Below are 23,066 nucleotides of genomic sequence, written 5' to 3' on the forward strand. Positions count from 1 at the left end.
GGACTGCGGGTGCGAGGGTGATGGGCGTGTGATGCGCTGCAGGCTCTTTGGCAGACCAGCGGCCGGATGCTACTCCCGCCGGGTGGCACCAACCAGTCACGGCCAGCCCCCCTCTCTGGGCCTGGAAATTCGGCGACGCCATGGGCAAGATCGTCTGTGGGTGGCATGCCTTCGTCAGCTGCCCGCGACTGATCCGGTTCGGCGGAACTCGCTGACAGCCGTCCCGGACCGACGATCCAGTACCACAGAGGAGACCGGATGATCGCGTTCAACAGCAAGGGTGAGCAGATCGACGTCGACAAGGACCTTGGTCAGGTTGATCGCGACCTGTCGTCTCTCCCGCAGCCCGACGGCACCGATGACGAGAAGCTGCAGGGCTTGGTGGATCAATACGCTCAGATGTTCGCCCACGGTGCTCGCACCTCCGTCCTCAAACGACCCAGCGATGTCGGCCTGGACTATGAGGAGGTCCAGTTCCCCTCCCGGGACGGCGTGGCGCTCGAGGCCTGGTTGATCCCTGCCGCCGGATCGGACCGTCTGCTGGTCGTCAACCACCCGATGACGTGCAACCGCTATGGTTTCCCGGGCCATCTGGAACCCTGGAAGACGGACCTCGCGGTGTTCGGTGGATTTGAGGTCGACTTCCTCACCGAGCTGCGGTTTCTGCATGACGCCGGTTACAACATCTTGACCTACGACCTGCGCAACCACGGTCTGAGCAGCGACGCCAATGGGGTCACCAGCGGCCTGGGGTTGATCGAGGCCCGCGATGTGGTCGGGTCACTGCGTTACGTGCGTAGTCAGGATCAGTTGGCCGCGATGAAGCTCGGCCTCTACAGCCGGTGCATGGGCGGCAACTCCACCATTGTCGCGATGCATCACTGGCCCGAAGAATTCGGTGGTGTGCAGGCTTTGGTGGTTCTCAACTCGGTATCGGGCAAGACGTTCATCGAACAGGGTGCCAGAAACATCGGCCTCGACCCGAACAAGGCGCGCGAAGCGTTGGCGGACAAGCTCGTGGGCTTGTGTGGGCAGCGGTTGGACGACGAGGCGCCGCAGCTGTACGCGCACGCGGTCACCGTTCCCACGTTGCTGGCACAACTGCGCCGCGACTTCCTCATCGACGCCGAGACCGACGGTCAGGAGATCTTCGACGCCATCGGCGCGCATGACAAAGAGCTGCTCTGGATCGAGGACTCCAATCAGCGGTTCTACGCTTACAACCACTTCGGCCAACACCCCGACAAACTCATCAAATGGTTCGACGACCACATCAAGTGAGTCGCCGCGTCGAACTGATCGGCGATCGCCCGCGCCGCCCTGGACGGCTGTCAGCGGTCGACGACGCCGGCGGCCACAGCGATCTCGTGGTACGCCCGGCCGAGTGACGTGACCGTCTCGTGGGCGTTGAGTCCGCTCGGGTTGGGTGCCACCCACAGCTCCGCACCGCCGAGCCGGGCCTCCTGCCTCCCGACCACCGCGCCTGGTCGGTCGAAGGCGATCCGGTAGGCACCGACGCCCAGAATCGCCACCACGGCCGGGGTGACGTGCTCCACCTTCGCCGCGAGTTCGTCGGCTCCGCGTCGTAGTTCGTCGCTGTCGAGGTCGGTGGCCTTGGCCGACGCCCGTCCGACGATGTTGGTGATGCCGATACCGCGGCGGGTCAGGGCATCGCGGTCCCTGTCCGACATCCCGGTCGATGCATCGATGACACGGTCCGTGAGGCCCGCCGCCTGCAACGCGGGATAGAAGCGGTTGCCGCGACGGGCGAAATGGGCGTTCACCGCGGCCGACACCAGACCCGGGTTGATGCCGACGAACAACAACCGGCAGTCGTCACCCAGCAGATCGTCGACGAGACCGCCGACGTGAGCCTGTAGTTCGGCACGGGTGAGCGCCATCTGACGACCGTAGCGCCCGTCCGCTCCCCTGACGCGGAGCGGACCTGGGAGGATCGCCACATGCCGGACGTCGCGGACACCGCTCTCCCCCTCGTCGTCGTCGACGCCGCCAACGTGGTGGGTTCCACGCCCAACGGGTGGTGGCGCGATCGGCATGGTTTCACCGAGCGGTTGCGCGACCGGTTGGGCGACCTCGCCGAGCAGGGATTACCGACCACGGGTGCGCCCGTCGAGGTGGTGATGGTGGTCGAGGGGCAGGCGGCGACCGTCTCGGCGAGCTCCACCGTGACGACGCTGCGGGCACCGGGTTCGGGTGATGACCGGATCGTCGAGGCGGTCGCCGAGAACCAGGGCCGCCGGTGTGTGGTGGTCACCGCCGACCGGGAGCTGCGTCGCCGGGTCACCGCCCTCGGTGCGGAGGTGGTGGGACCGTCGGTCCTGCCGTAAGGTCGTCGCAACCATGTGGATTGGTTGGTTGCAGTTCGATCTGATTCTCGGCGACGTGCACTCGCTGAAGGCCAAACGCTCGGTGATCAAACCGATCGTGGCCGAGATTCGTAGGAAGTTCGCGGTGTCGGCGGCCGAGGTCGATCACCTGGACCTGCATCGTCGCGCCGCAGTCGGGGTCGGCGCCGTCGCCGCGGATCGCGCGCACCTCGTCGAGGTCCTCGACACCGTCGAACGATCCGTAGCCGCGCGGCCGGAGGTCGAGTTGGTCGCGGTGCGTCGCCGTATCGTCACCCACGACGACATATGAGGCGCCTCAACGGCCGGCCACGGCAGCCCGCGACCAGAATTCGGTCAACGCGGACGCGAGGGCCTCGGGTTGCTCCAGCGCGGGGATGATCCGCGCACCGGTGATCGTGACGACGTCGACGGCGGACATCTCCGCGGCCACCTCCTGCGCCCGCTCCGGTGACCACTCCCCGCGATCGTCGGTCACCACGAACACCGTCGGACACCGGAGTCGCCGTGCTGCCCAGGTGAGGTCGGTTCGGTTCAGCGCCGCGGTGCGGATCGAGGCGATGACCCTCGACCGCCCGAGGGCGCGTAGCGCACTGCGCAGCACATCCACGGCGTAGGGGTCGTGCGCGCGGCTGGCGTCGGTGAAGACGGTCTCCTCGATGGTGGCGTTGATCGGTCCCCGGGGACCGATCAACCGGTAGATCGGCAGCAGTGCACGGATCTTCCATCGCAGACCGGCGCCGATCGGATCCGTCGGCGCACTGATGGCCACCAGGCTGCGCACCAGATCGGGCCGGGTCGCTGCGATATGCATACCCACGTGCCCGCCCCAGGCATTGCCGACCCAGTCCACCGAGTCCACCCCCAGTGTCCGTCGGATGCGTTCCACGACCTCCGATGCGACCTCCGCACAGTCACCGATGTCGCCCACCCGGTCGCTGGGCGCCTCGACCAGCCAGAACGACCGTCCCGACGGCAGTAACGGCAGCAACCGGTCCCACATTCGTGCATCGACGAACAGGCTGTGCCAGAACACGGTCGGGGTGCCGCTGCCGACCACGGACAGGCGGGCGATCCCGAGCCGGGTGGTGATGGCGAGGGGTTCCATGGCGACCTCCGAAGCGCTGCGGTTTTTCACATTACACAGGGTAACTTCAAATATGTCTAGACTGACCAGGTGGTCAGGACATATTCCTCGGAGCTGCGCACCGAACGCGCGCGGACGAATCGTGCCCGGGTGGTCGCCACGGCGAGCGAGCTCTTCGTCGAACAGGGGTGGGTGCAGACGACGATGGCGCAGGTCGCCGAGCGGAGTCGACTCACCCGCCAGACCGTCTACCAACAGTTCGACGGCAAGCTCGCGCTCCTGGACGCTTGCATCGGCGACGCCCTGTCCGAGGGAACGGGAAATCCGGTGCGGACGATGCCCGCGTACGAGGCCATGGGGGTCGGCGACCGGGACGATCGGATTCGCGCGGGCGCGCGATGGCTCGGTGCGGCGCATCAACGGTCGGCGCGCATCCAGAGCGTGCTCGACCAGGCCGCGGTCACCGATGAGGACGCCGCGGCGCGCCTGACGGTACGCGAGCGCAACCGGTGGGACGAGGTCCGTTGGGCGACACGACTGATCGTCGACCGGGAGCCGCCCGGACACGTGGTGGACGCGATGTGGGTGATCGCCTCACGGCGGCAGTGGCTCAGTCTTGTCGACGATCGCGGCTGGACGCCTGCACGCTGGCAGGACTGGTTCGTCGACATGGTCACCACCACCATCACCGGATGCTGACCACCCGCAGAGAACCGAGGAATCGCCATGGAATCAACACAATCCCCGACCGATCGTCCGGATGAGATGCCCAGCCACCACATCTCGGTGGTGGTCGACGCCGAGCCCGGCGCGGTCTACCGTTACGCCGCCGACATCGACAACCTGCCGCGGTGGGCCGCGGGCCTGGCGTCGGGCGTACGACGAGACGGTACCGACGCGGTTGCGGCGTCACCGTTCGGTGAGGTCCGCGTGCGGTTCGCACCGCTCAACGACTTCGGTGTCCTCGACCACGACGTGACCCTTCCCGACGGCACCGTGGTCAACAACCCACTCCGCGTGCTCCACCATCCCGACGGCGCAGAGGTCATCTTCACGGTGCGCAGACTCGATGCCACCGAGGAGCAGTTCGCGGACGACTGCGCCGCCGTCCGCGATGACCTGCGTCGGCTCCGCGCACTGGTGGAAGCCCGGAGCGTTGGCCAAACCAATGAGGACTGCTAACGAGCTCGCCATCTCCCCGTCACATGCGTGCGGCAGGGTTCCGATCATGTCCACCACAGTGTTCCGCCGCCGTATCGCCACCGGCGCGACCCTCTCCGTCATCGCCGTCTCGACCCTCTTCGGCACCGCCACCGCCGAGGCCGCCATCTCGTCATGCGCGCTGTCGTCGCTGCCGTCGCAGGCGGGCGACACCGTGGACCTCATCCACAGCGACGGGCCCTTCCCCTACCCGAGCAACGACGGCGTCGTCTTCTCCAACCGTGAGGGCCTGCTGCCCAGCGAGTCGTCGGGCTACTACCACGAGTACACAGTCCCGACGCCGGGTTCGTCCAACCGTGGAACCCGTCGGATCGTCACCGGTGGCACCCCGGTGAACGAGCCTCCGCACTACTACTACACCGGCGATCACTACGAGAGCTTCTGTGAGATCACCGGTGCCGACTAGTCTCGGACCCATGTCGAGTACGCCGCAGGTCTATCGGATCGATGGATCGAAGATCGCCACCCCAGCGGATTTCTATGTCGAGATCGGCCGGGCCGTGAACGGTCCTGGTGGCTACTTCGGTAACAACCTCGACGCGTTGGAAGACTGCCTGCGTGGCGGTTTCGGCACTCCCGACGACGGCGATTTCGTCTTCGACTGGGAGCACAGCGACGAATCCCGGAAAGCGTTGAGCAACAACGGCGCCGAGTCGACCGATGGTTCTTCCGCCATGACGCGGATCGCGGACGTGTTCCGCGACGTGCACGTGCCGCTACGGCTGCGCTGAATCACCCGAGCGGATGGTCAGTTCCACCGTGACCGGCGCGTGGTCGCTGGCGGGTGACTCACCCGCCGGTGTGTCCAGTTTGCGCGGATCACAGGGTGCGAGGTGCGGAGTCGCGTAGATGCGGTCGCTGTTCTCGGGGGCGCCTGCGGTGGCCTCGGTCAGTCCCGCCTCCGCGAACACCGCGTGTTCGCGCACGAATTCGGTGGAGCCGTCGCGAACGTTGAAGTCGGCACCGACGACCGTGGGGCCCGGCCACTTGGCCAGCGCCGCCACCACGGGCACCACCTGGCGCGCCTGCTCGTCGGAACCGGCGCGGGGTGGGTCGAAGTGTCCGGACAGAACGCGGATGTGGTTGCCGCGCGCGGTGCGCACCATGGCGTCGGTGGCGGTACGCGGTTGGTACTCCGGCACACCACCGAACGGCTGCCAATCCTGTCGCCGTACACCGAAACGACGCAGAGCCGGGCCCAGCAACCTCGCCCAGGCGTCGATCGCCGCCCCCGCCCGTCTGGTGACGCCCTCACCGAGCTCGTCGGGGATCCGCAGACCCCGGACGTCGATAACGGTCACACCGTTGCGAGTGATGACCCCGGGGCCCTCCTGGCGGCCGGTGGCCTTCTCCGCCCCCGGTGTCATCACCGCCCCGGTGGCGTCGAGGCGGCGCGCCAGCTGCACCAGAGTGTCGGTGTAGGTCGACCGGGTGGCGAACCGGTCGAGCTCCTGCAGCAACACGATGTCAGGATCCTCACGCCGGATGGTCTCGGCAAGGTGGTCCAACTTCCCAGGAGTGGCCAGGAATTGCCCTGGTCCACCCATACCGCCGTGCACGTTGTACTCCATCACCCGCAACGTCTCGTCGGCCACCGGCAGCGGGTCGGCCACCGAACCCAGTTGCGACGCGGCGGGCGCCGGTGTCCGGTGCGCGACGGCGGCGAATGCCCCGATCACCGCACCCGACCACGCACCACCGCCGACGCCACTGCGCAGGACCATCCCACCGACCGCGCCCAGCACCGATCCCGCACCGATCCACGGACCGGCAGCCCGCGCCACGGCACCGATCAGGTCGACCGCGTGGGGGCGGAACTCCGGCAGTTCGTCCAGCGGGGGCAATGCCGCACCGGGAGACGTCGCCACCGTGTGGGGGGCACGGTCCACGGTCGGCGTGGGCACCTCATCACGGATCACGATCTCGAGTATGCCGAATCACCGATCGGTGCGGCGACGATCATGGCAGGTCGGTGCGCTCCCAGTGGCTCTCGAACCGCACACCGCTGCGCACGAACAACTGGGTGACCGGGCATCGACGTTCCACCTCTGCGACGAACCGGTCGAAATCGACACCGGTGGCATCGATCTGGACGGTGACGGCGACGGTGACCACGTCGAAATTCGCGTTGCCGTCCTCCCCGCCGACCAGGACCGCGGTGTCCAGATCGCCCTGCACGTGGAACGAGAACTCACCCAGACTGATCCCGAGATCCTTCGCCACCACCGCCGCGGTGACCTGGTTACACGAGGTCAACGCACCGAGCGCGTAGAACAGAGGGCTCGGCGCGGCGTCCTGCCCACCGAAGGCCGGATAGGCGTCGGCGTCGAACTCGTGCCGATTAGGACCGTGCGTGGTGAGGTGCTGAGCCACCCCGGTTCCGGTGGACTCGATCACGAACGGGACCACGCTGCTGCGGACTGTCGATGTCACTGTGCGCTCCTGGGTTCCAGACTAAGGGGGACGACTCTCTCCGGTGAGAGTGCCGATGTTGTCGAGACGCCGACAGAGTTGCGCTCCGGGTGATCGCAGGGGTGTGATCCGATCGGGTGTCCTGGAAAATGGCTGGTGGGCCTCGCGCACCCTCCCTACGGTGGGGTTCATGGATCTCGAGATGCGCTCGTTCGCACCTTCATCGGCCGTGCTGGCCGACGAACCCGCATCCGCGGAGTTCCTACGGGCGGTGGAACTCGGTTTTCACGGCGCGGGGCCCGGCGAGGAGACGATTCGGCGGTGGCTCGCCGACATGCTCCGCAACGACGCACGTCTGCGCGCCATGTACGACCACGACACGGGTGGGTTCCGCGACCCCGACGATCCGGTCGGCACCTTCCTCAGCTACGACAAGACAGTCGGTTTCGGCGACGGGGTGCTGCTGCCCGCGGACGCGATCACCGACGTCACCGTGCGTGCCACCCACCGCAGGCGCGGTATCCTGCGCTCGCTGATGACCACGGATCTCGCAGTCGCGCACGACCGCGGGCTGCCGCTCGCCGCACTCACGGTCTCCGAGTCGGGGATCTACCGTCGATTCGGGTTCGGGCCGGCGGCCGTCAGCCACCAGGTGACGCTGCGCACCGACCGCAGCTTCGCTCTCGACGTACCGACCAGCGGACGGGTCGAGATGACCTCGCGGGCCGACTATCTCGCACACGCCGATACGGTGTTCGACGAGTTCCACCGGCGCACGGCCGGATCGGTCAGCCGTAGCCAGGGGTTGACCGACGCCTTGGCGGGTGTCTTCGACCACCACACGGGCAAACCCGACGAGGCGGTCAGGCATGCGCTCCACATCGACGACACCGGCGTTCCCACCGGATCGGTGACCTGGAAGGTCGACGACGACTCGTCCACGGCGACGGTGCGCGACTTCGTCGCGGTCACCCCGGAGGCGAATCTCGCGCTGTGGGATTTCCTGGGACACCTGGACCTGATCACCACCGTCGTCCGACGTCGCACGCCGGTCGAGGATCCGTTGCGGTACGCGCTGCGCGAACCCGATGTCTACGAGGTGTCCGCCCGCGGTGACTTCCTGTGGTTGCGGGTCCTCGACGTGGCCCGGGTGCTGGAGGCCCGGACGTATCTGGTCGACGGTGAGGTCACCCTGACCGTCGTCGACGACCAGGGATTCACCGGTGGTACCTATCGCCTCGCCGTGAGCAAGGGCGCGGCGACGGTGGAACGGACGCGCGACGCGGATACCGACGTGACCCTCGACGTCGCCGCGCTGGGGTCGGCCGTGCTCGGCGGCGTGCCCGTCGCCGCCCTGGCCGGAGCCGGCCGCATCCACGGCGCAGCGGTCGACGAGTTGGCGAGACTTCTCGTCACCCTGCGCGCACCGGTCTCGTTGACCCCGTTCTGATCGCCCAGTTACCGACCGAACCCCGCGTTGCGCAGGGCGTCCGCCATCGAGCCGGTCGGTGCGGGTGCCGGGCGGCGGCCTTTACCGGTGGTCTGCGCGGGCTTGCCGCCGCGGCCGACGTCATCGGCGCGCTGTGGCGATCGTCCGCCCTGCCGTCGTTCGTGTTTCGGTGCGCCCGGCTTCTTCGCACCCCGTCCGACCTCGTCGTCGAGTCGCAGGGTCAGGCCGATGCGTTGGCGATCGGTGTCCACCTCGAGGACCTTGACCTTCACCACCTGGCCGGATCGCACCACCTCGTGCGGGTCGGAGACGTATTTGTCGGACATCGCCGAGACGTGCACGAGGCCGTCCTGGTGCACCCCCACGTCGACGAATGCCCCGAAGGCGGCGACGTTGGTGACGACACCCTCGAGCACCATGCCCGGCGTCAGATCGGCGACCTTCTCGACACCCGCGGCGAACGTCGCGGTGGTGAACGCCGGACGCGGGTCACGTCCGGGCTTCTCGAGTTCGGCGAGAATGTCCGTCACCGTCGGTACACCGAAGCGGTCGTCAGCGAAGTCGTTCGGCTGCAACGCGTGTAGCGAACGGGTGTCACCGATCAGTTCGGCGAGGGTGACGCCGGCGCGATCGAGGATCCTGCGGACCACCGGATAGGCCTCGGGGTGCACGCCGGACGCATCGAGCGGGTCGTCGCCGTGCGGAATGCGCAGGAACCCCGCGCACTGTTCGAAGGCCTTCGGCCCGAGCCGCGGTACTTGCAGCAGCGCCGCGCGGGTGCGGAAGGGCCCGTTCACGTCCCGGTGGGCGACGATCGACTCGGCCAGTCCGGCCGACACTCCCGACACCCGGGTCAGCAACGGTACCGATGCGGTGTTGAGGTCCACCCCGACGGCGTTCACCGCATCCTCCACCACCGCATCGAGGCTGCGGGCGAGCGTGCCGGGGTTGACGTCGTGCTGGTATTGGCCGACGCCGATCGACTTCGGGTCGATCTTCACCAGTTCCGCCAGCGGATCCTGCAGTCGCCGTGCGATGGACACCGCGCCACGCAGCGTGACGTCGAGGTGCGGCAACTCGTGACCCGCGTACTCCGACGCCGAGTACACCGATGCGCCCGCCTCGCTGACCACTGCTGTGGCAGGCACCTGCGCGCCGGACGACCGCAGCTCGCCGAGCAGTTCGGCGGCCAGGGCGTCCGTCTCCCGCGAGGCGGTGCCGTTGCCGATGGCGATCAGGTCGACCTGATGACGATCGACGAGTCCGGTGAGCACCTGCTTGGCCGCGGCCCATTTCTTCTGCGGCTGATGCGGGAAGATGGCGCAGGTGTCGACCACCTTGCCGGTGCCGTCGACCACGGCGACCTTCACCCCCGTCCGAAACCCCGGATCGAGGCCGAGGGTGGTCCGGGCACCTGCCGGGGCGGCGAGCAGCAGATCGTGGAGATTGCGCGCGAACACCGTCACCGCGTCGTCCTCGGCACCCCGACGCAGCCGCAAGCGGGCATCGGCCTCAGCGGCGATCATCAGTTTGATCCGCCACGCCCATTGCACCGCCGTCCGCAGCCACGGTGTCGCAGGGGCGGTCCCGGTCAGGTTCACACCCAATGCGGCAGCGATCATCGCCTGATAGGCGTCGTCGTCGCCGGCATCGAAGGTCAGGCCCAGCACCTCCTCCTTCTCCCCGCGCAGCACCGCCAACACCCGGTGCGACGGCATGCTGCGCAACGGCTCGGTGAAGTCGAAGTAGTCGCGGAACTTCTGACCCGTCGGCGTGGCCGCGACGGCCTCCGAGCGTGGCGCGGTCCGCAACACACCCTCGGCCCAGAACTTCTCACGGACGGCGCCGACCAGATCGGCGTCCTCAGCCGCCCGCTCGATGACGATGTGGCGAGCCCCGTCCAGCGCGGCAACCGGATCGGTGACGGTCTCGGTGACGTACTCGGTGGCGACGCTCTCGGGCGTCAGCGTCGGATCGGCCAACAGTCGATCGGCCAGTGGCCCCAGTCCGGCTTCCCTGGCGATCTGCGCCTTGGTGCGGCGCTTCGGCTTGTACGGCAGGTAGATGTCCTCCACCCGCGACTTGGTGTCGGCGGCCACCAGTGCCGCGCGCAGGTCCTCGGTGAGCTTGCCCTGCTCCTCGATCGAGGCCAGGATCGCGGACCGTCGTTCGTCGAGCTCTCGCAGATAGCGCAACCGCTCGTCGAGCAGTCGCAGCTGCGCGTCGTCGAGTCCGCCGGTCATCTCTTTGCGATAGCGGGCGACGAACGGCACCGTCGAGCCCTCGTCCAACAGCCGCACGGTCGCGGCGACCTGATGCTCACCCACCGAGAGCTCCTCGGCGAGCCGTGCGTTGACCGATTTCCCCACTGCAGTCGAATTCACCCGCTGCACCCTACAGACGGCGAATCGGTGGACACCGGGATTACAGTCGCAGGTGGGGTAACACGACAGTGGTAAGGACGATGCGCGATGGATGAGACGACCGACTCACTGCACGGCGCGAAAGACGTGCCCCAGGACGTCCGACCCCACGACATGACCGAACACGTCTCGCCCGCGAGCGCACCGACGCAGCCCGGGCCCGCGAGTCGTGTTCCCGGGCTGCTGCCGATCACTCCACGCCAGGGCGGGTACGGACCAGTCACCGACAAGCCGTGGTCGCAGCACGACTATCACCACCCCGCTGCCGGTTGGGGTGCCGCGATGTCCGTGGGTCACGTGCTCCTGCGCGAACACGAGCTGCTCCGCGGCAGCACCGCGATGCTGAAGATGAATCACCCGGTCAAGGGTTTCGACTGTCCCGGTTGCGCCTGGCCCGACGACCAGCACGGGCTGAAGCTCGACCTGTGCGAGAACGGGGTCAAGCACACCACCTGGGAGATGACCAAGAAGCGTGCAGGCCGCGAATTCTTCGCCCGGCACTCCGTCACGGAGCTCGCCGGCTGGACCGACTTCGACCTCGAGAACCAGGGCCGACTCACCGAGCCCATGGTGTACGACGCCGACACCGACCACTACGTGCCGATCGGCTGGGACGATGCCTTCCGACTCGTCGGCACGACCCTGCAGAACCTGCCCAGTCCCGATCTGGCGTCGTTCTACACCTCCGGGCGCCTGAGCAACGAGGCCACCTGGCTGTACCAGCTGATGGCCCGTGAACTCGGCACCAACAACCTGCCGGACTGCTCCAACATGTGCCACGAGGCATCCGGCCGCGCCCTGAAGGCCGCCATCGGCACCGGCAAGGGCACCTGCGACCTCGAGGACTGGGATCTCGCCGACGCGATCTTCATCCTCGGTGTGAACGCATCATCCAATGCACCCCGCATGCTCACCTCGCTGGCCGAGGCCACCAAGCGCGGCGCCCAGGTCATCCACGTGAACACCTTCGTCGAGGCCGCGGAGACGCGCACCATCGTGCCGCACGACATCCTCGACATGGCCACCTTCCGGACCACGGACACCAGCACCGGCAACGTGCAGGTCCGGCCCGGTGGCGACCTCGCGATGCTGCGCGCCATCGCCAAAGGCACCCTGGAGGCCGCGGCCGGCGACCCAACCGTGCTCGACGCGGATTTCCTGGCCGACAAGACCCACGGATTCGACGAGTACCGCAGCCTCCTCGAGGCGACGAGCTGGGACGAGTTGGTCCGCGAATCCGGTGTCAGCCAGAAGGTGCTGCGCAAGCTCACGGACATCTACCTCAGGTCCGAGAGGACCGTCATCAGTTGGTGTCTGGGCGTCTCGCAGCACGAGCACGGTGTCGACACCGCTCGCGAGATTGTGAACCTGCTCCTGCTGCGCGGCAACATCGGCCGTCCGGGCGCCGGCCCCTCACCGGTCCGTGGCCACAGCAACGTACAAGGCAACCGCACGTGCGGCATCGACCACAACCCCAGCGACGAGTTCCTCGACAAGCTCAGCGAGGTCTGCAACATCACCGCGCCGCGTACCCACGGGCTCGACACGGTGAAGTCGATCAAGGCGATGAACGAAGGCAAGCTCACGGTGTTCATCGGGATGGGCGGCAACTTCGTCCTGGCCGCGCCGGACACCCGGTACACCGCCCGCGGGATGCGGAAGTTGGATCTCACCGTCCAGGTGAGCACCAAACTGAATCGCAGTCACCTGGTGCACGGCAAGCAGGCGCTCATCCTGCCGTGCCTCACCCGGACCGAGAAAGACATGCAGTCCGCGGGACCGCAGGGGGTCACCGTCGAGGATGCGATGGCGATGGTGCATCTCTCGGTGGGAAAGCGTCGTCCGGCATCGTCGGAGCTGAGGTCCGAGCCCGCCATCATCGCGGGTATGGCGCGGGCGGCCCTCCCTGACAGTCCCACACCGTGGGAATGGCTGGTCCGGGACTACGACCGCATCCGCGACGTGATGGCCGCGGTGCTGCCGGGCTTCGAGGGGTTCAACCATCTCATCCGCGACAACCACCTCGGTTTCCGTATCCCCCAACCGGCTCGTGAGCGCGACTTCCGCACCGAGTCGGGTCGCGCGGAGTTCTCGCTCGCGCCGCTGCCGAAGATCATCCCCGACGATCCGGAGGTACTGGTCCTGCAGACCATGCGGTCGCACGACCAGTGGAACACCACCATCTACAGCAACAACGACCGTTACCGCGGCGTGAAGAACCTCCGCGAGTTGATCTTCATGAACACCGACGACATGGCCGATCGCGGCATCGACGAGGGTGAGTTCGTGGACATCGCCTGCACGTCGGTGGACGGCAGCGTCCGTTCGGTCAGCCGGTACCGCGCGGTCGGGTACAACACCCCGCGTGGCAGCGCCGCCGGTTACATGCCGGAGATGAACATGCTGATGGGCCCACTGGACTTCAGTTCACAGAGCGATCAGCCCCTGATGAAGTCGCTGCAGGTCAAGGTGACGCCGACCCGATCCGAGGTGTCACTGGACGGGTGAGTCCGGTGGGGCCGCTTGATACGAGTGGCTCGCCTCGACCGCGGCCACACCCTCGATCGACCTCAGCGTCGGGGCGCATTCGGCTGGTGCGGTTCCGCAGATGATGCCCACCTGACCGAGTACCTGGTCGACATGCATCCCGGCCTGGGCGGCGGCCGCGGCGACGCCGTCGATCTCTCCGAGCTTGTGATCGGCGACGGTCAGCGTGAACTGCGGCATGGCGTCAGGGTACGCCGCGGTCTCTCAGGTGGCGACGGAACCGCAGGTCACGGGATCAGAGGTCACGGAGCCAGGCACAACCCGCTACCCACATCCTGCGAGGTCGCGCCGAGTCGTCGGGCGTGCTGGGTGAGCAGCGTCCACAGGTCGCGACCGGTTGCGCCGGACTGTTGATGCCAGAGCGCAGCGAGACCCGCCACGTGCGGGGTGGCCATGCTGGTACCGCTGATGGTGTTGTACATCTGCGGCAGCAACCAGGACGAGTAGACGTCGACCCCGGGTGCGGCGACGTCGATCTGGCCGCCTTCCACCGTCGTTCCCGCTGCCGAGAAGGGCGCCACCTGTAGGTCGTGGTCGACGGCGGCGACGGCCATGATGGACGGGCTGTTCGCTGGGACGCCGACGAAGCCGGGGTCGTCGGGCCGCTTGGCGTTGTTGCCCGCCGCGGCGACGATGAGGGTTCCCGCGGCGAGCGCGCGGGAACCGACCCGCTCGTAGGCTGCGGACGGTTCGCGAACGTTGGCGCCGAGTGACATCGACACCACCTGGCAGCCGGAGGCGAGGGCCCAGTTGATCCCGGCCAGGATGCCTGCGTCCGAGCCGGATCCGTTGTTGCCCAGCACTTTGCCGACATGGATGTCGACGTCGGGCGCCACCCCGTAGCGGCGGGAACCCGCTGGTGCGGCGGGTCCGGTGATGGTGCCGACGCAGTGGGTACCGTGTCCCTGCCCGTCGGCGGGTTCCTCACCGGCGACGAAGGATTGTGAGGTGATGGTGCGTCCGGCGAAGTCGGGATGGTCGAACGTGAACCCGGTGTCGAGGACAGCGACCTTGCTTCCCGCTCCCGTGACCGTGGTGCGGTCGACACCGACGGCCTGCAGCCCCCAGGTGTAGGCGTCGGTGTCGGAGTACGACTGCAGCGCGCGCGTGGCGTCACCCTCCGAGGTTAGGCGTGCGGACAGGTCGGTGACCCCATCTCGGTAGCCGCGCACGTAGTCGGGTGAACCGTCGGCACCGCGGGCGTACAGGATGAGTTCTGGTTCCACCGCGACGATCCGCCTGCCGACATCGGCGCGCAGCGCGGCGGTCTGATCTGCATCGGCTGCCACCACGGCGACACCCAGTTCGGCGTAGACGGTGGCCTCGGCGGACGCCACGTCGGCCATGTCGACGGCCTGCTCGGAGAAGTCGGTGGTACTGGCCACACGGGTGATCCCGGCGATCTGCCGGAGGTCCGCGACCGCATCGGTTCCCTGTGGACCACCGAGCACCACGATCATCCGACCTGTCGTCTGCCTGTCGCTCATGGGGTCTCCTGTTCGTCGATGTGGGGATGCCACTGCTGGTGGATCCGTACCGCTCGTCGCCGCCCGGGTCGGTTCGCTTCTCCTGCGGACACCTCGACCTTAGGCGCGGGCCCCGACACCGCACCGCACATCAGGGGTCACGTGGGGCGGTCGCCGACGACGGGGTACACAGAGGACATGCCGGAACTGCCCGAGGTCGAGAATGCCCGCCAGGTGATCGAGAAGGCATTGGACCGCGACATCGTCGACGTCGACGACCGTGACGAATTCGAATGCCGTCCGCATCGACCGGGCGAGATCGCCGACGCCTTGATGGGTGGCCGATTGGTGGCGGCGCATCGTCAGGGCAAAGCCATGTGGTGCGAGGTGCGCAACGCCGATGGGTCGGCGGGCCCGACGCTCGGCGTGCATCTGGGAATGGGTGGTCGGGTGATCGTGACCGGGCCCGAGGGCGAGAGCGGATCGCGCTACGCGGGCGGCGATCCGCACGTTGGTGAACGACCCACCGACAAGCCGGAGTGGACCCGGTTCTCGATCACCTTCGACGACGGCGGCATGCTGCGGTTGTTCGACAAACGACGCCTCGGTCGGGTGCGGTTGGAGCCCGACATCGACGCGTTGGGCCCGGATGCGGGTGAGGTGACTCGCGAGCAGTTCCGCGACCTGGTCGGTGCCAGTACCGCCCCGATCAAGGCGCGACTGCTGGATCAGGGAGCGATCTCCGGCATCGGCAACCTCCTGGCCGATGAAGTGCTGTGGGAGACTGCGCTGTCACCGTCCCGGCCGGCGAAGACCCTCTCCACCGACGAGATCGACGACCTGCGGCGGGTGTTGAGGCGCAGTATCCGGTCGGCGATCCGCAAGGGCGGTGTACACACCGGGGAGATCATCCCGTTCCGCCACGCCGACGCGTCGTGCCCGCGCTGCGGCGCGCCGATGAAGCGCGGGACGGTGGGCGGTCGGACCACGTGGTTCTGTTCACGCGAGCAGGGCTGACTCGTCACGCTCGTCACCGGCCGACAACCGGACGGCGGTCGCGGGTCGCCTCTCAGTCCACGATCAGGCGCTCACCGAACCAGGTGATCAGCTCACCGATCACCTCGTCCCGATTCAGCTCGTTCACGATCTCGTGCCGCGCCTCCGGATAGACGCGTGTGGTCAGGTCCTCGACACCTGCCGACCGCAATCGCTCGACCAGCGGGTTGAACAGCGCCAGAGCACCATTCACCGGGTCGGACTCCCCCACGGCCAGGTAGATCGGCAGGTCGTGACGAATGCCGGCGACCCGCTCGGGGTCGGCCAGTGCACGTGCACCCACGAACATCTCCCGTGCTCCGTCGGGATCGATCCCGAATCCGGTGAGGGGATCGTCGACGTAGGCGTCCACCTGAGCCTCGTCGCGGCTGAGCCAGTCGAAGTCGGTGCGCGGCGGCTGGAACGGAGCGTTGAACATCGCGAGGTCGAGCGGACCGCTCAGGTCGAGTACGGGTTCCAGGATGTCGATGGAAGCCGTGCCGCTGAGGGCGACGGCGTCGAAGTCCGCGCTGTGGTCGAGTAGCGCTTGTTGGGCGGCGAACGACCCCATGCTGTGCGCGAACAGACCGTTGCGCAGTCCGGGGTGGTTCTGGCGGATGAACCGGGCGAACTCGCTGATGTCGTCGACGAGGTGGCGCCACCCGTCCCCGCCGACGGCTCCCAGCTCAGCGGAGCCGGTACTGGCCCCATGGGCACGCTGGTCGTAGCCGTAGACCACGAACCCGGCGTCGTTGAGGGCTGCGGCCACATGCTCGTAGCGCAGGACGTGCTCCCCCATGCCGTGCACGATCTGCACCGCGGCTCGTGCTGCCGCGCTCGGATCCCACCGGTACGCGGCCAACGTGGTGCCGGTGGAGTCGGTGAACTCGAAGGTGTCAGAAGGCATGGTCCAACCTCGGGTCGACGAAAGATCTCGGGTGGACACTATCGCCGGGATCAGGTCTCGACAGGTGATTCGTCGTAGTGGCACGAGGACGGTGGTGTGACCGTGCGCGTTGGACTGACACGGCCACCGGCCTCACTTCCCCTCGGGCTCGCGCTCCAGTCGGTAATGCAGCCGCAACGCTCGCGCCGGACCGACGTGCAGCGAGTGATCGGTTCGCAACACGCCCTCGTCGTCGACGTAGACCCGGAAGCGCTCACGCAATGGGACCTGTGCCGCGTACCACTGTCCGCCCAGGAGCACCGACACGTACGCACCGTCCTCGCCGAAATGATGCGATCGCGACTCCAGCGTCAACGAGCCGTCCTGATTCACCCGCGGGCGCAGGTAAACGTCGACGTGACCCATCTCCAACGGAAACGACACCGCCACATGAGGTTGACGGTCCACCGGAAGTGTGGCCGGCCGGTAGAAGCCGCTGTACACCGCAGATCCGTCGATGCGCAGCGTGCGCAGCCATGCGGCACCTCTCCGCACACCGGTGTCGTCGGTGACCACATGGACTTCGCTGGACATCCCACGACTCACCGAGAGCGGCGACGTGGGCAGGGCGAGTTGCCGCACACGGCGGCCGAACAATGCCGACACCGCGAACCCGCCGGGCGCGAGCAGCGGATTCCACTGCGCCCAGACCTCCATTCGCCAGCGCGCGGTGTGCTCGTAGAAGTCACGCACCTGTGGTTGCAGGCGGGCGGCATCGAATGGCGGTCCGTCGAGGCGGGACATGTCGTCGAAGAGGCCATCGTCCGGAGACGACGACCGCACCAATCCTTGCGCGTTCAGATCGTCCAACCACGCGTCGCCGACGGTGTGACGTCGGTTGTACGGGGCACGCAGAAAATCGGACTCGGTCGCGTCCATATCCACCGGACGACCCCAGACACGCCACCAGAGCCGCGATGGCAGGTCGAGCGTATGCAGGACGCGGTCCGACGCAGATGGCGCTGGTGGTTCGGGCGCTCTCGCCACGTTGTCCCCTCTTCCCGATGCGGTTCAGCGTAACGAGTTCTCGGTGGACCGTCCGACGATTGAGCGCGTCCCCGAGTGACAACGACACACGTGTGATCCCGACGGCAAGCGATGGGCGGGAATGATGTTGCAGTCGGGGTTATCTCATTCGAACGGTGACAAGTATCGATGGCATGATCATGCGTTACTCGGTACGATCGAACACATGTTCCCGAACGTAGGGTCCGGTGACGAAACCCCCGACACCCTCCGGTCGGTCCTGGCGGCCCTCGATGATTTCGACACCGACGAGTTGTTGTCCGTTCGAGAGGCGTTGTCTGACAGGTTGGTCGACAAGTCGTTTGTGGAATTGGATGACGAGCAGGTGGTGGACGCGGCGCGGCGGTTGCAGCGGCAGACGCGGCGAGATGAGGCCGTGCAGGTGGCGTTGACCACGCAGATGTTGGAGCGTGGGTTACCCCCGAAACGCGGTCTGCGACGCAACGCGTACCTGCGGGAAGTTATGCGGCTGAGTGGCTCCGAATCAGCGGCGCGCGTTGCGAACACTGAGCATTGTGCCCCGATGGTGGGGTTGACCGGGGAAAGCCTGCCCCCGTACGCACCGACCATGGCCGCACTGCTGCGTGACGGGGCGATCGGGGCAGCACATCTGCGGGTGATGCGGGCAGTGATCGCCAAGTTTCCTGCTGCGGTCCGGGATGACCGGTCGGGTGTGGGAAGCCGCCGAACAACAGTTGGGTGCACTGGCAGCGGTATTGGACCCGGATCAGTTGACCCGGGCGGCGCAACGGATGCTCGCCTACCTGGACCCCGACGGTGTCGATGACGACGACCGCGATAGGAAACGCCGACGCAGTCTCACGCTGGGTCGCCAAGGCGTGGATCACATGTCCGGCATCCGCGGCGAACTGGATCCGGTGACCCGGGCGTTGTGGGATGTGCTGGCCGAGAAATGGGCGCGGCCGGGCATGAACAACCCCGACGACCCGGAGTCGCCCGTGGGCGATGCGGACAAGGTCAACGCCGACGTTCTCGCCGCGGCGGCGAAACGGGATACCCGCAGCACCGCGCAACGCAACCATGATGCGTTCGCCCTGATGCTCCGAACGATCACCGACTCTGGGGTGTTGGGCCAACACCGAGGCCTACCCACGCAAGTCATCCTCACCATGACATTGGAAGAACTCGAAGCCGAAACCGGGATAGCGACCACCGCCTCCGGCGGCACCCTCCCCGTCCGCGATGCGCTCGCGTTGGCCGGCACGTCGCGGCCGTTCCTCGCCCTGCTGGACGACAAGGACCGGCCCCTGTTTCTCGGTCGGCAACGACGACTCGCTAGCTCGGATCAGCGGATGGCGTTGATCGCCTCCCAACGGGGGTGCACCCGACCCGGGTGTGATCAACCCGCCACCCGCGTGGCCGTGCATCACGTGCACGAATGGCGCAACGATGGTCGCACCGATGTGACCGTGTTGGCGTTGGCGTGCGACGCCGACCACGCCCAGGTCAACGACAGCGAACATGGGTGGATCACCGAGATCATCACCCCCGACACCGGACCACCCGACTGGGTCGGACGTGTCGGGTGGCGACAACGCGGCACGGATGGACCACTGCTGCCGAATCCGGTGCTGCGGCAGGATCGCACCATCGCTGCCCGCGTGTCAGCCAACCGCGAACAACTCACCCTCCAGTCCGACCAAGCGCGCACAGCCCAACACTTCCGCAACACCTTTAGGGATCACCTGACGCTCACACGCGCCCACCTCGCCGAAGGCCACCGCTGGGAACACGACCTCCACCTCATACCCCTCGGCGACCCACCCCACGACCAACCCGTGGCCGCCTGAGCCGATCGACTATGGGGCGCGGTCTGGGCTAGCTGACTCGTTCGATCAGCTCGGCCGTGGCGGTCCACAACCGGGACTCGCGCTCTCGATCGACAGCGAACGGTTCGACGTCGCGAACCTCCGTCTTGACGACAAATGCGCCGTCACGGAGCGAAGCCCATTTCTCGTCGAGCGCGACGGAGGCGAGCAGCGGACCGGACTCCCGTGGCGACGAGACTCCTGGGATGCGAGCGATGGCACCCATGACTCGTCTGAGAGCGGCGGGCATCTCGCGAGCCAATCCAGTGGATGGCATCCAACCCGGTTCGAACACGGACACCGCCACCCCCTCCGGTGCGCGGCGCTGCAGTTCGTGTGCGTAATAGAGGATAGCGAGTTTCGAAGTGGAGTAGGCGACGCCGGCAGAGTGCAGATCGTGCGGCGCGGATTCCGGTGCGGTGAGCTCGAGCGGGTCCTTCCACTCCGATGGCGCAACGCCGAGGATGCGGCGCCATATGTTCTGGTAGTAGGTGTTGGAGCCGATGAGCACGATGCGGGCGGGCGAGGTGAATGTCCGCAGCAGGTCACCGATGAGCGCCGCGTGAGCCACATGGTTGACGGCGAAGGTGCGCTCGTAGCCATCCGTGGTCAGCGCACCGGAGACGCTTCCGGTCACTCCGGCGTTCGCGACGAGAGCACGGAGCGGTCGCACCGTGCCACGCGTCACAAGCTCTTGCGCCCGGGCTGCGGCTGCACGAACTTCGCTGATATGTCCTAGATCTGCACCTATTGCGTGAGCGGTCGTCCCGGTGGCGCGCACCTCGGCGAGGATGTCATCCAGTCCACCGCCGGGCCGACCCACGAGAATGAGGTCGGGCCGGTCATGAGGTGGGCGGTGTGCCATCGCGAGGGTCGCCTCGCGACCGAGACTGCCGGTCGGTCCGGTGATGAGGACGGTGCCCGTCTGCGGAGAAGTCGAACTGTGCGTAGAGGTCATGGTCACCAGAGTGGTCAGCGTCTCGGACCGCAGCCAGTCGTCGACGTGTCGTAGGACTGCCAGGGCCAGGACACGACCTCCTCGGGGAGGCACACTCGGGTGGTGGCGGATTCGGAGTTCGGGAATGCGGTGCGCCGTTGGCGTGACCGGATCAGGCCGGACACGGTGGGAGTGCCGACGGGCGGACGTCGCCGGGCCGCAGGGCTGCGACGCGAAGAACTCTCGGCACTCGCGGGTATCTCGGTCGACTACCTGACCCGATTGGAACAGGGTCGCGCGACTTCACCGTCGACGCAGGTCGTCGAAGCGCTCGCACGCGCACTCCGCCTCGGCGATGCGGAGCGGGAGTTGTTGTTTCGGCTGGCCGGGCAGCAGCCACCCGGTGCAGGCCTGGTGTCGCAACGTATCCCGCCGAGTGTGCACCGCCTTCTCGCCCGGCTCAGTGGCAACCCCATCGTCGTCTACGACGCCATGTGGAACGTCATCAGCACCAATCGTGCGTACGACGCGATCAGCGGCGCACAGACGTGGCGTGGGGTCCAGCGCAACGGCGTCTGGCGGAACGTGGTCGGCCCAGGTCCGCTCGCGGCGCTCAGCGAGGAGGAACGCGACGAACAGGTAGTCGGTATCGTCGCCGACCTTCGTCTCACCGCCGCGAACTACCCCGACGACCCACGTATTCGAAGGCTGATTGCCGAACTGTCGCGTGCCAGCCCTCGTTTCGTCGAGCTCTGGAGCTCCGCGGATCTCGTTCTGCCCGAGGATCGCGGCCGCCACAAGATCGTCGAGCACCCGGCCGTCGGAGACATCGCGCTCGATTGCGACACCCTCGTCGTTGCCGGTGACGATCTCCGGATCATGATCTACTCGGCCGAACCGGGCAGCGAGGACGCGGACCGACTGGCCCTCGCGCTCGTCCTCGGCACCCAGGACGTCGTCGACGTCGCGCGGTGACTACCGAGCCGCGAGAGGCAACTGTCAACGCTCTCGACCACCTAGACCATTGATGTCGGGGAGGTGTGGGCCGCGGGCGCGAGAGCGGTCGCTTGAGCACGCACGGCAGTACGTTTGGCGCGGGCGCAGCGCCACAGGTAACCCGGGGACGGCGGAACCCAGCCGAGTTGTTCAGCCATCCCGAGGTCGTCGCGATTTGCCCAATGCTCGACGCACAGGCCGCCGCGAATCCGATACCAGTGCGACTGGGTGACGGCAAAGTCCTTGCCCGTAGGAGCGAACACTTGCTTGATCTCAGCATTGGCGTCGTACACGACGAACGGACCGCGGTGGGTACCGGACATCGTGGCGTGAGCGACCACGAAGTCACCGTCGGTCACCATCTCGTGCACGTCATACCGTAGGTCCGGGTACGCCGCACGTAACCACAGCGCCGTCTGCCAGAAGGCCTCGGGTCCGCGGCCGCGACAGGCGGGCGGCTCGTCGACCCCTTCCCTGTTGGTGGCTTCTGGATGGATGGTCGCGTCGAAAGCGGCCCTATCCCCCGAACCCATGTCCATCAGTGATTTCGTCGCGACGGCGACCATCTCAGCTTTGTCGATCATGACCGCACCTTCGGATACAGGGAGACTGTAGTGAAATTCGAGTATTGATGACAGCATGGCTGGAGTCAATAGGAGGCGTGGATACGATTCGTCCGGACGCCGTGACGAGGCCCGAGCCCGCAGGCGTCGAATCGTGCTGGCGGCCACGGACCTGTTCGAGCGCCGCGGCTTTCACGTGACCATCGCCGAGATCGCCGACGCGGCCGGTGTGTCACCGGAGACGATCTACAAGTCCTTCGACGGCAAGTCCGGGCTGATCAAGGACGCCCTCGATCAGGCCTTGGCCGGCGACGACAACGACGTGAGGGTCGCCGATCGGCCGGAGAACAAAGCGGTCGACATCGAGCCGGATCCCCGACGCAAGATCGAGCGATATGCGGCAACCGCAGTCCCCCGCATCGAGCGAGCCGGACGGCTGATGATCGCGATCCGTGATGGCGCACGATCCGATCCGGCGCTGCAGACGCTCTGGGCCCAAGCATTGCAGCAGCGACTCGACGGAATGACCATGCTGGCCCGCCATCTATCCGAGTCCGGCACTCTCCGTCCGGGACTCACGGTAGACAAGGCTCGGGACACCCTGTGGACTCTCATCTCACCGGAGATCTACGAACTGCTCGTCGTGCGGCGAGGGTGGTCGATCGCGGAATATCAGGACTGGATCACTCACGCGATGATCGCCGAACTCCTGCCCGATCTTGCGACGTGAGAAGATCGCGCAGTCGGCACACATGTCGGCGT

24 protein-coding genes and 1 pseudogene are annotated in these 23,066 nt (G+C 67.1%); 14 read left to right on the forward strand and 11 right to left on the reverse strand.

Going from position 1 to position 23,066, the window contains the following annotated elements:
- The first annotated feature begins 258 nt into the window (after nt 1–258).
- Complete coding sequence (locus tag BW971_RS17050; protein WP_234974454.1) at nt 259–1,281, forward strand: alpha/beta hydrolase family protein; 1,023 nt, start codon at nt 259–261, stop codon at nt 1,279–1,281.
- Between the two features lie 50 nt (nt 1,282–1,331).
- Here BW971_RS17050 and BW971_RS17055 read toward each other — a convergent pair whose 3' ends face one another.
- Nucleotides 1,332–1,901 carry a mismatch-specific DNA-glycosylase gene (locus BW971_RS17055; protein ID WP_076482026.1) on the reverse strand — a complete coding sequence of 190 codons (570 nt, stop codon included), beginning with the start codon at nt 1,899–1,901 and terminating at the stop codon, nt 1,332–1,334.
- A gap of 60 nt (nt 1,902–1,961) precedes the next feature.
- On the opposite strand from BW971_RS17055, the gene BW971_RS17060 reads away from it, so the two are divergent.
- Both BW971_RS17060 and BW971_RS17065 read left to right on the forward strand, forming a co-directional pair.
- Complete coding sequence (locus BW971_RS17060) at nt 1,962–2,348, forward strand: PIN domain-containing protein (protein WP_076482029.1); 387 nt, start codon at nt 1,962–1,964, stop codon at nt 2,346–2,348.
- A gap of 13 nt (nt 2,349–2,361) precedes the next feature.
- Nucleotides 2,362–2,658, forward strand: coding sequence for a DUF503 domain-containing protein (locus BW971_RS17065; RefSeq protein WP_076482031.1), 297 nt, complete (start codon nt 2,362–2,364; stop codon nt 2,656–2,658).
- Nucleotides 2,659–2,664: 6 nt separating this feature from the next.
- On the opposite strand, the gene BW971_RS17070 is transcribed toward BW971_RS17065, so the two are convergent.
- Nucleotides 2,665–3,504: an alpha/beta fold hydrolase gene (locus BW971_RS17070; RefSeq protein ID WP_234974455.1), complete on the reverse strand. Its 840-nt coding sequence runs from the start codon at nt 3,502–3,504 to the stop codon at nt 2,665–2,667.
- A gap of 39 nt (nt 3,505–3,543) precedes the next feature.
- On the opposite strand from BW971_RS17070, the gene BW971_RS17075 reads away from it, so the two are divergent.
- Genes BW971_RS17075 through BW971_RS17090 form a run of 4 tightly spaced genes read left to right on the forward strand, consistent with a single transcriptional unit; the run spans nt 3,544 to nt 5,405 of the window.
- Nucleotides 3,544–4,152, forward strand: a complete 609-nt coding sequence (locus tag BW971_RS17075) for a TetR/AcrR family transcriptional regulator (RefSeq protein ID WP_076482036.1) — start codon at nt 3,544–3,546, stop codon at nt 4,150–4,152.
- A 27-nt stretch (nt 4,153–4,179) separates the two neighbouring features.
- Nucleotides 4,180–4,635, forward strand: a complete 456-nt coding sequence (locus tag BW971_RS17080; protein WP_234974456.1) for an SRPBCC family protein — start codon at nt 4,180–4,182, stop codon at nt 4,633–4,635.
- A 46-nt stretch (nt 4,636–4,681) separates the two neighbouring features.
- Entirely contained in the window at nt 4,682–5,080 is a 399-nt protein-coding gene (locus BW971_RS17085) for a guanyl-specific ribonuclease (protein ID WP_076482041.1), read from the forward strand.
- Nucleotides 5,081–5,090: 10 nt separating this feature from the next.
- Nucleotides 5,091–5,405, forward strand: coding sequence for a barstar family protein (locus BW971_RS17090; protein ID WP_076482043.1), 315 nt, complete (start codon nt 5,091–5,093; stop codon nt 5,403–5,405).
- Here BW971_RS17090 and BW971_RS17095 read toward each other — a convergent pair.
- Nucleotides 5,391–6,593, reverse strand: a complete 1,203-nt coding sequence (locus tag BW971_RS17095; protein ID WP_076482045.1) for an endonuclease/exonuclease/phosphatase family protein — start codon at nt 6,591–6,593, stop codon at nt 5,391–5,393. The genes BW971_RS17090 and BW971_RS17095 overlap by 15 nt on opposite strands.
- Before the next feature lie 40 nt (nt 6,594–6,633).
- Nucleotides 6,634–7,107: an OsmC family protein gene (locus BW971_RS17100; protein ID WP_076482047.1), complete on the reverse strand. Its 474-nt coding sequence runs from the start codon at nt 7,105–7,107 to the stop codon at nt 6,634–6,636.
- A 169-nt stretch (nt 7,108–7,276) separates the two neighbouring features.
- On the opposite strand from BW971_RS17100, the gene BW971_RS17105 reads away from it, so the two are divergent.
- A complete protein-coding gene (locus tag BW971_RS17105) occupies nt 7,277–8,536 on the forward strand; it encodes a GNAT family N-acetyltransferase (RefSeq protein ID WP_076482050.1) in 1,260 nt (419 codons plus the stop codon).
- A gap of 8 nt (nt 8,537–8,544) precedes the next feature.
- On the opposite strand, the gene BW971_RS17110 is transcribed toward BW971_RS17105, so the two are convergent.
- Nucleotides 8,545–10,929, reverse strand: coding sequence for a Tex family protein (locus BW971_RS17110; protein ID WP_143690434.1), 2,385 nt, complete (start codon nt 10,927–10,929; stop codon nt 8,545–8,547).
- Nucleotides 10,930–11,007: 78 nt separating this feature from the next.
- Between BW971_RS17110 and BW971_RS17115 the strand changes: the two genes are divergently transcribed.
- Entirely contained in the window at nt 11,008–13,467 is a 2,460-nt protein-coding gene (locus BW971_RS17115) for an FdhF/YdeP family oxidoreductase (protein ID WP_234974457.1), read from the forward strand.
- Here the strand turns inward: BW971_RS17115 and BW971_RS17120 are convergent.
- Together BW971_RS17120 and BW971_RS17125 are read right to left on the reverse strand one after the other, a co-directional pair.
- Complete coding sequence (locus BW971_RS17120; protein WP_076482053.1) at nt 13,453–13,686, reverse strand: hypothetical protein; 234 nt, start codon at nt 13,684–13,686, stop codon at nt 13,453–13,455. The genes BW971_RS17115 and BW971_RS17120 overlap by 15 nt on opposite strands.
- A gap of 62 nt (nt 13,687–13,748) precedes the next feature.
- A complete protein-coding gene (locus BW971_RS17125; protein ID WP_076482055.1) occupies nt 13,749–14,993 on the reverse strand; it encodes a S8 family serine peptidase in 1,245 nt (414 codons plus the stop codon).
- 177 nt (nt 14,994–15,170) lie between these two features.
- Here BW971_RS17125 and BW971_RS17130 point away from each other — a divergent pair, with 177 nt between their 5' ends.
- Nucleotides 15,171–15,989, forward strand: coding sequence for a DNA-formamidopyrimidine glycosylase family protein (locus BW971_RS17130; protein ID WP_076482058.1), 819 nt, complete (start codon nt 15,171–15,173; stop codon nt 15,987–15,989).
- A 52-nt stretch (nt 15,990–16,041) separates the two neighbouring features.
- On the opposite strand, the gene BW971_RS17135 is transcribed toward BW971_RS17130, so the two are convergent.
- Both BW971_RS17135 and BW971_RS17140 read right to left on the reverse strand, forming a co-directional pair.
- Nucleotides 16,042–16,914, reverse strand: a complete 873-nt coding sequence (locus BW971_RS17135; protein ID WP_076482060.1) for an alpha/beta fold hydrolase — start codon at nt 16,912–16,914, stop codon at nt 16,042–16,044.
- Nucleotides 16,915–17,046: 132 nt separating this feature from the next.
- Nucleotides 17,047–17,832, reverse strand: coding sequence for a hypothetical protein (locus BW971_RS17140; protein ID WP_234974458.1), 786 nt, complete (start codon nt 17,830–17,832; stop codon nt 17,047–17,049).
- Nucleotides 17,833–18,145: 313 nt separating this feature from the next.
- Between BW971_RS17140 and BW971_RS22290 the strand changes: the two are divergent.
- Nucleotides 18,146–18,622: pseudogene (locus BW971_RS22290) on the forward strand (hypothetical protein); the annotation flags it as partial.
- A 16-nt stretch (nt 18,623–18,638) separates the two neighbouring features.
- Nucleotides 18,639–19,790, forward strand: coding sequence for an HNH endonuclease signature motif containing protein (locus BW971_RS17150; protein WP_083710212.1), 1,152 nt, complete (start codon nt 18,639–18,641; stop codon nt 19,788–19,790).
- Between the two features lie 28 nt (nt 19,791–19,818).
- Here BW971_RS17150 and BW971_RS17155 read toward each other — a convergent pair whose 3' ends face one another.
- On the reverse strand, nt 19,819–20,766 hold the full coding sequence (locus BW971_RS17155) for an SDR family NAD(P)-dependent oxidoreductase (protein WP_076482185.1): 948 nt from the start codon (nt 20,764–20,766) through the stop codon (nt 19,819–19,821).
- A 102-nt stretch (nt 20,767–20,868) separates the two neighbouring features.
- Between BW971_RS17155 and BW971_RS17160 the strand changes: the two genes are divergently transcribed.
- Nucleotides 20,869–21,720 carry a helix-turn-helix transcriptional regulator gene (locus BW971_RS17160; protein ID WP_076482187.1) on the forward strand — a complete coding sequence of 284 codons (852 nt, stop codon included), beginning with the start codon at nt 20,869–20,871 and terminating at the stop codon, nt 21,718–21,720.
- Nucleotides 21,721–21,761: 41 nt separating this feature from the next.
- Here BW971_RS17160 and BW971_RS17165 read toward each other — a convergent pair whose 3' ends face one another.
- On the reverse strand, nt 21,762–22,325 hold the full coding sequence (locus tag BW971_RS17165; protein ID WP_076482189.1) for an ester cyclase: 564 nt from the start codon (nt 22,323–22,325) through the stop codon (nt 21,762–21,764).
- 55 nt (nt 22,326–22,380) lie between these two features.
- On the opposite strand from BW971_RS17165, the gene BW971_RS17170 reads away from it, so the two are divergent.
- A complete protein-coding gene (locus BW971_RS17170; RefSeq protein ID WP_076482067.1) occupies nt 22,381–23,034 on the forward strand; it encodes a TetR/AcrR family transcriptional regulator in 654 nt (217 codons plus the stop codon).
- The last annotated feature ends 32 nt before the right edge of the window (nt 23,035–23,066 follow it).

The sequence above is a fragment of the Williamsia sterculiae genome (assembly GCF_900156495.1).
GTDB lineage: Bacteria > Actinomycetota > Actinomycetes > Mycobacteriales > Mycobacteriaceae > Williamsia_B > Williamsia_B sterculiae.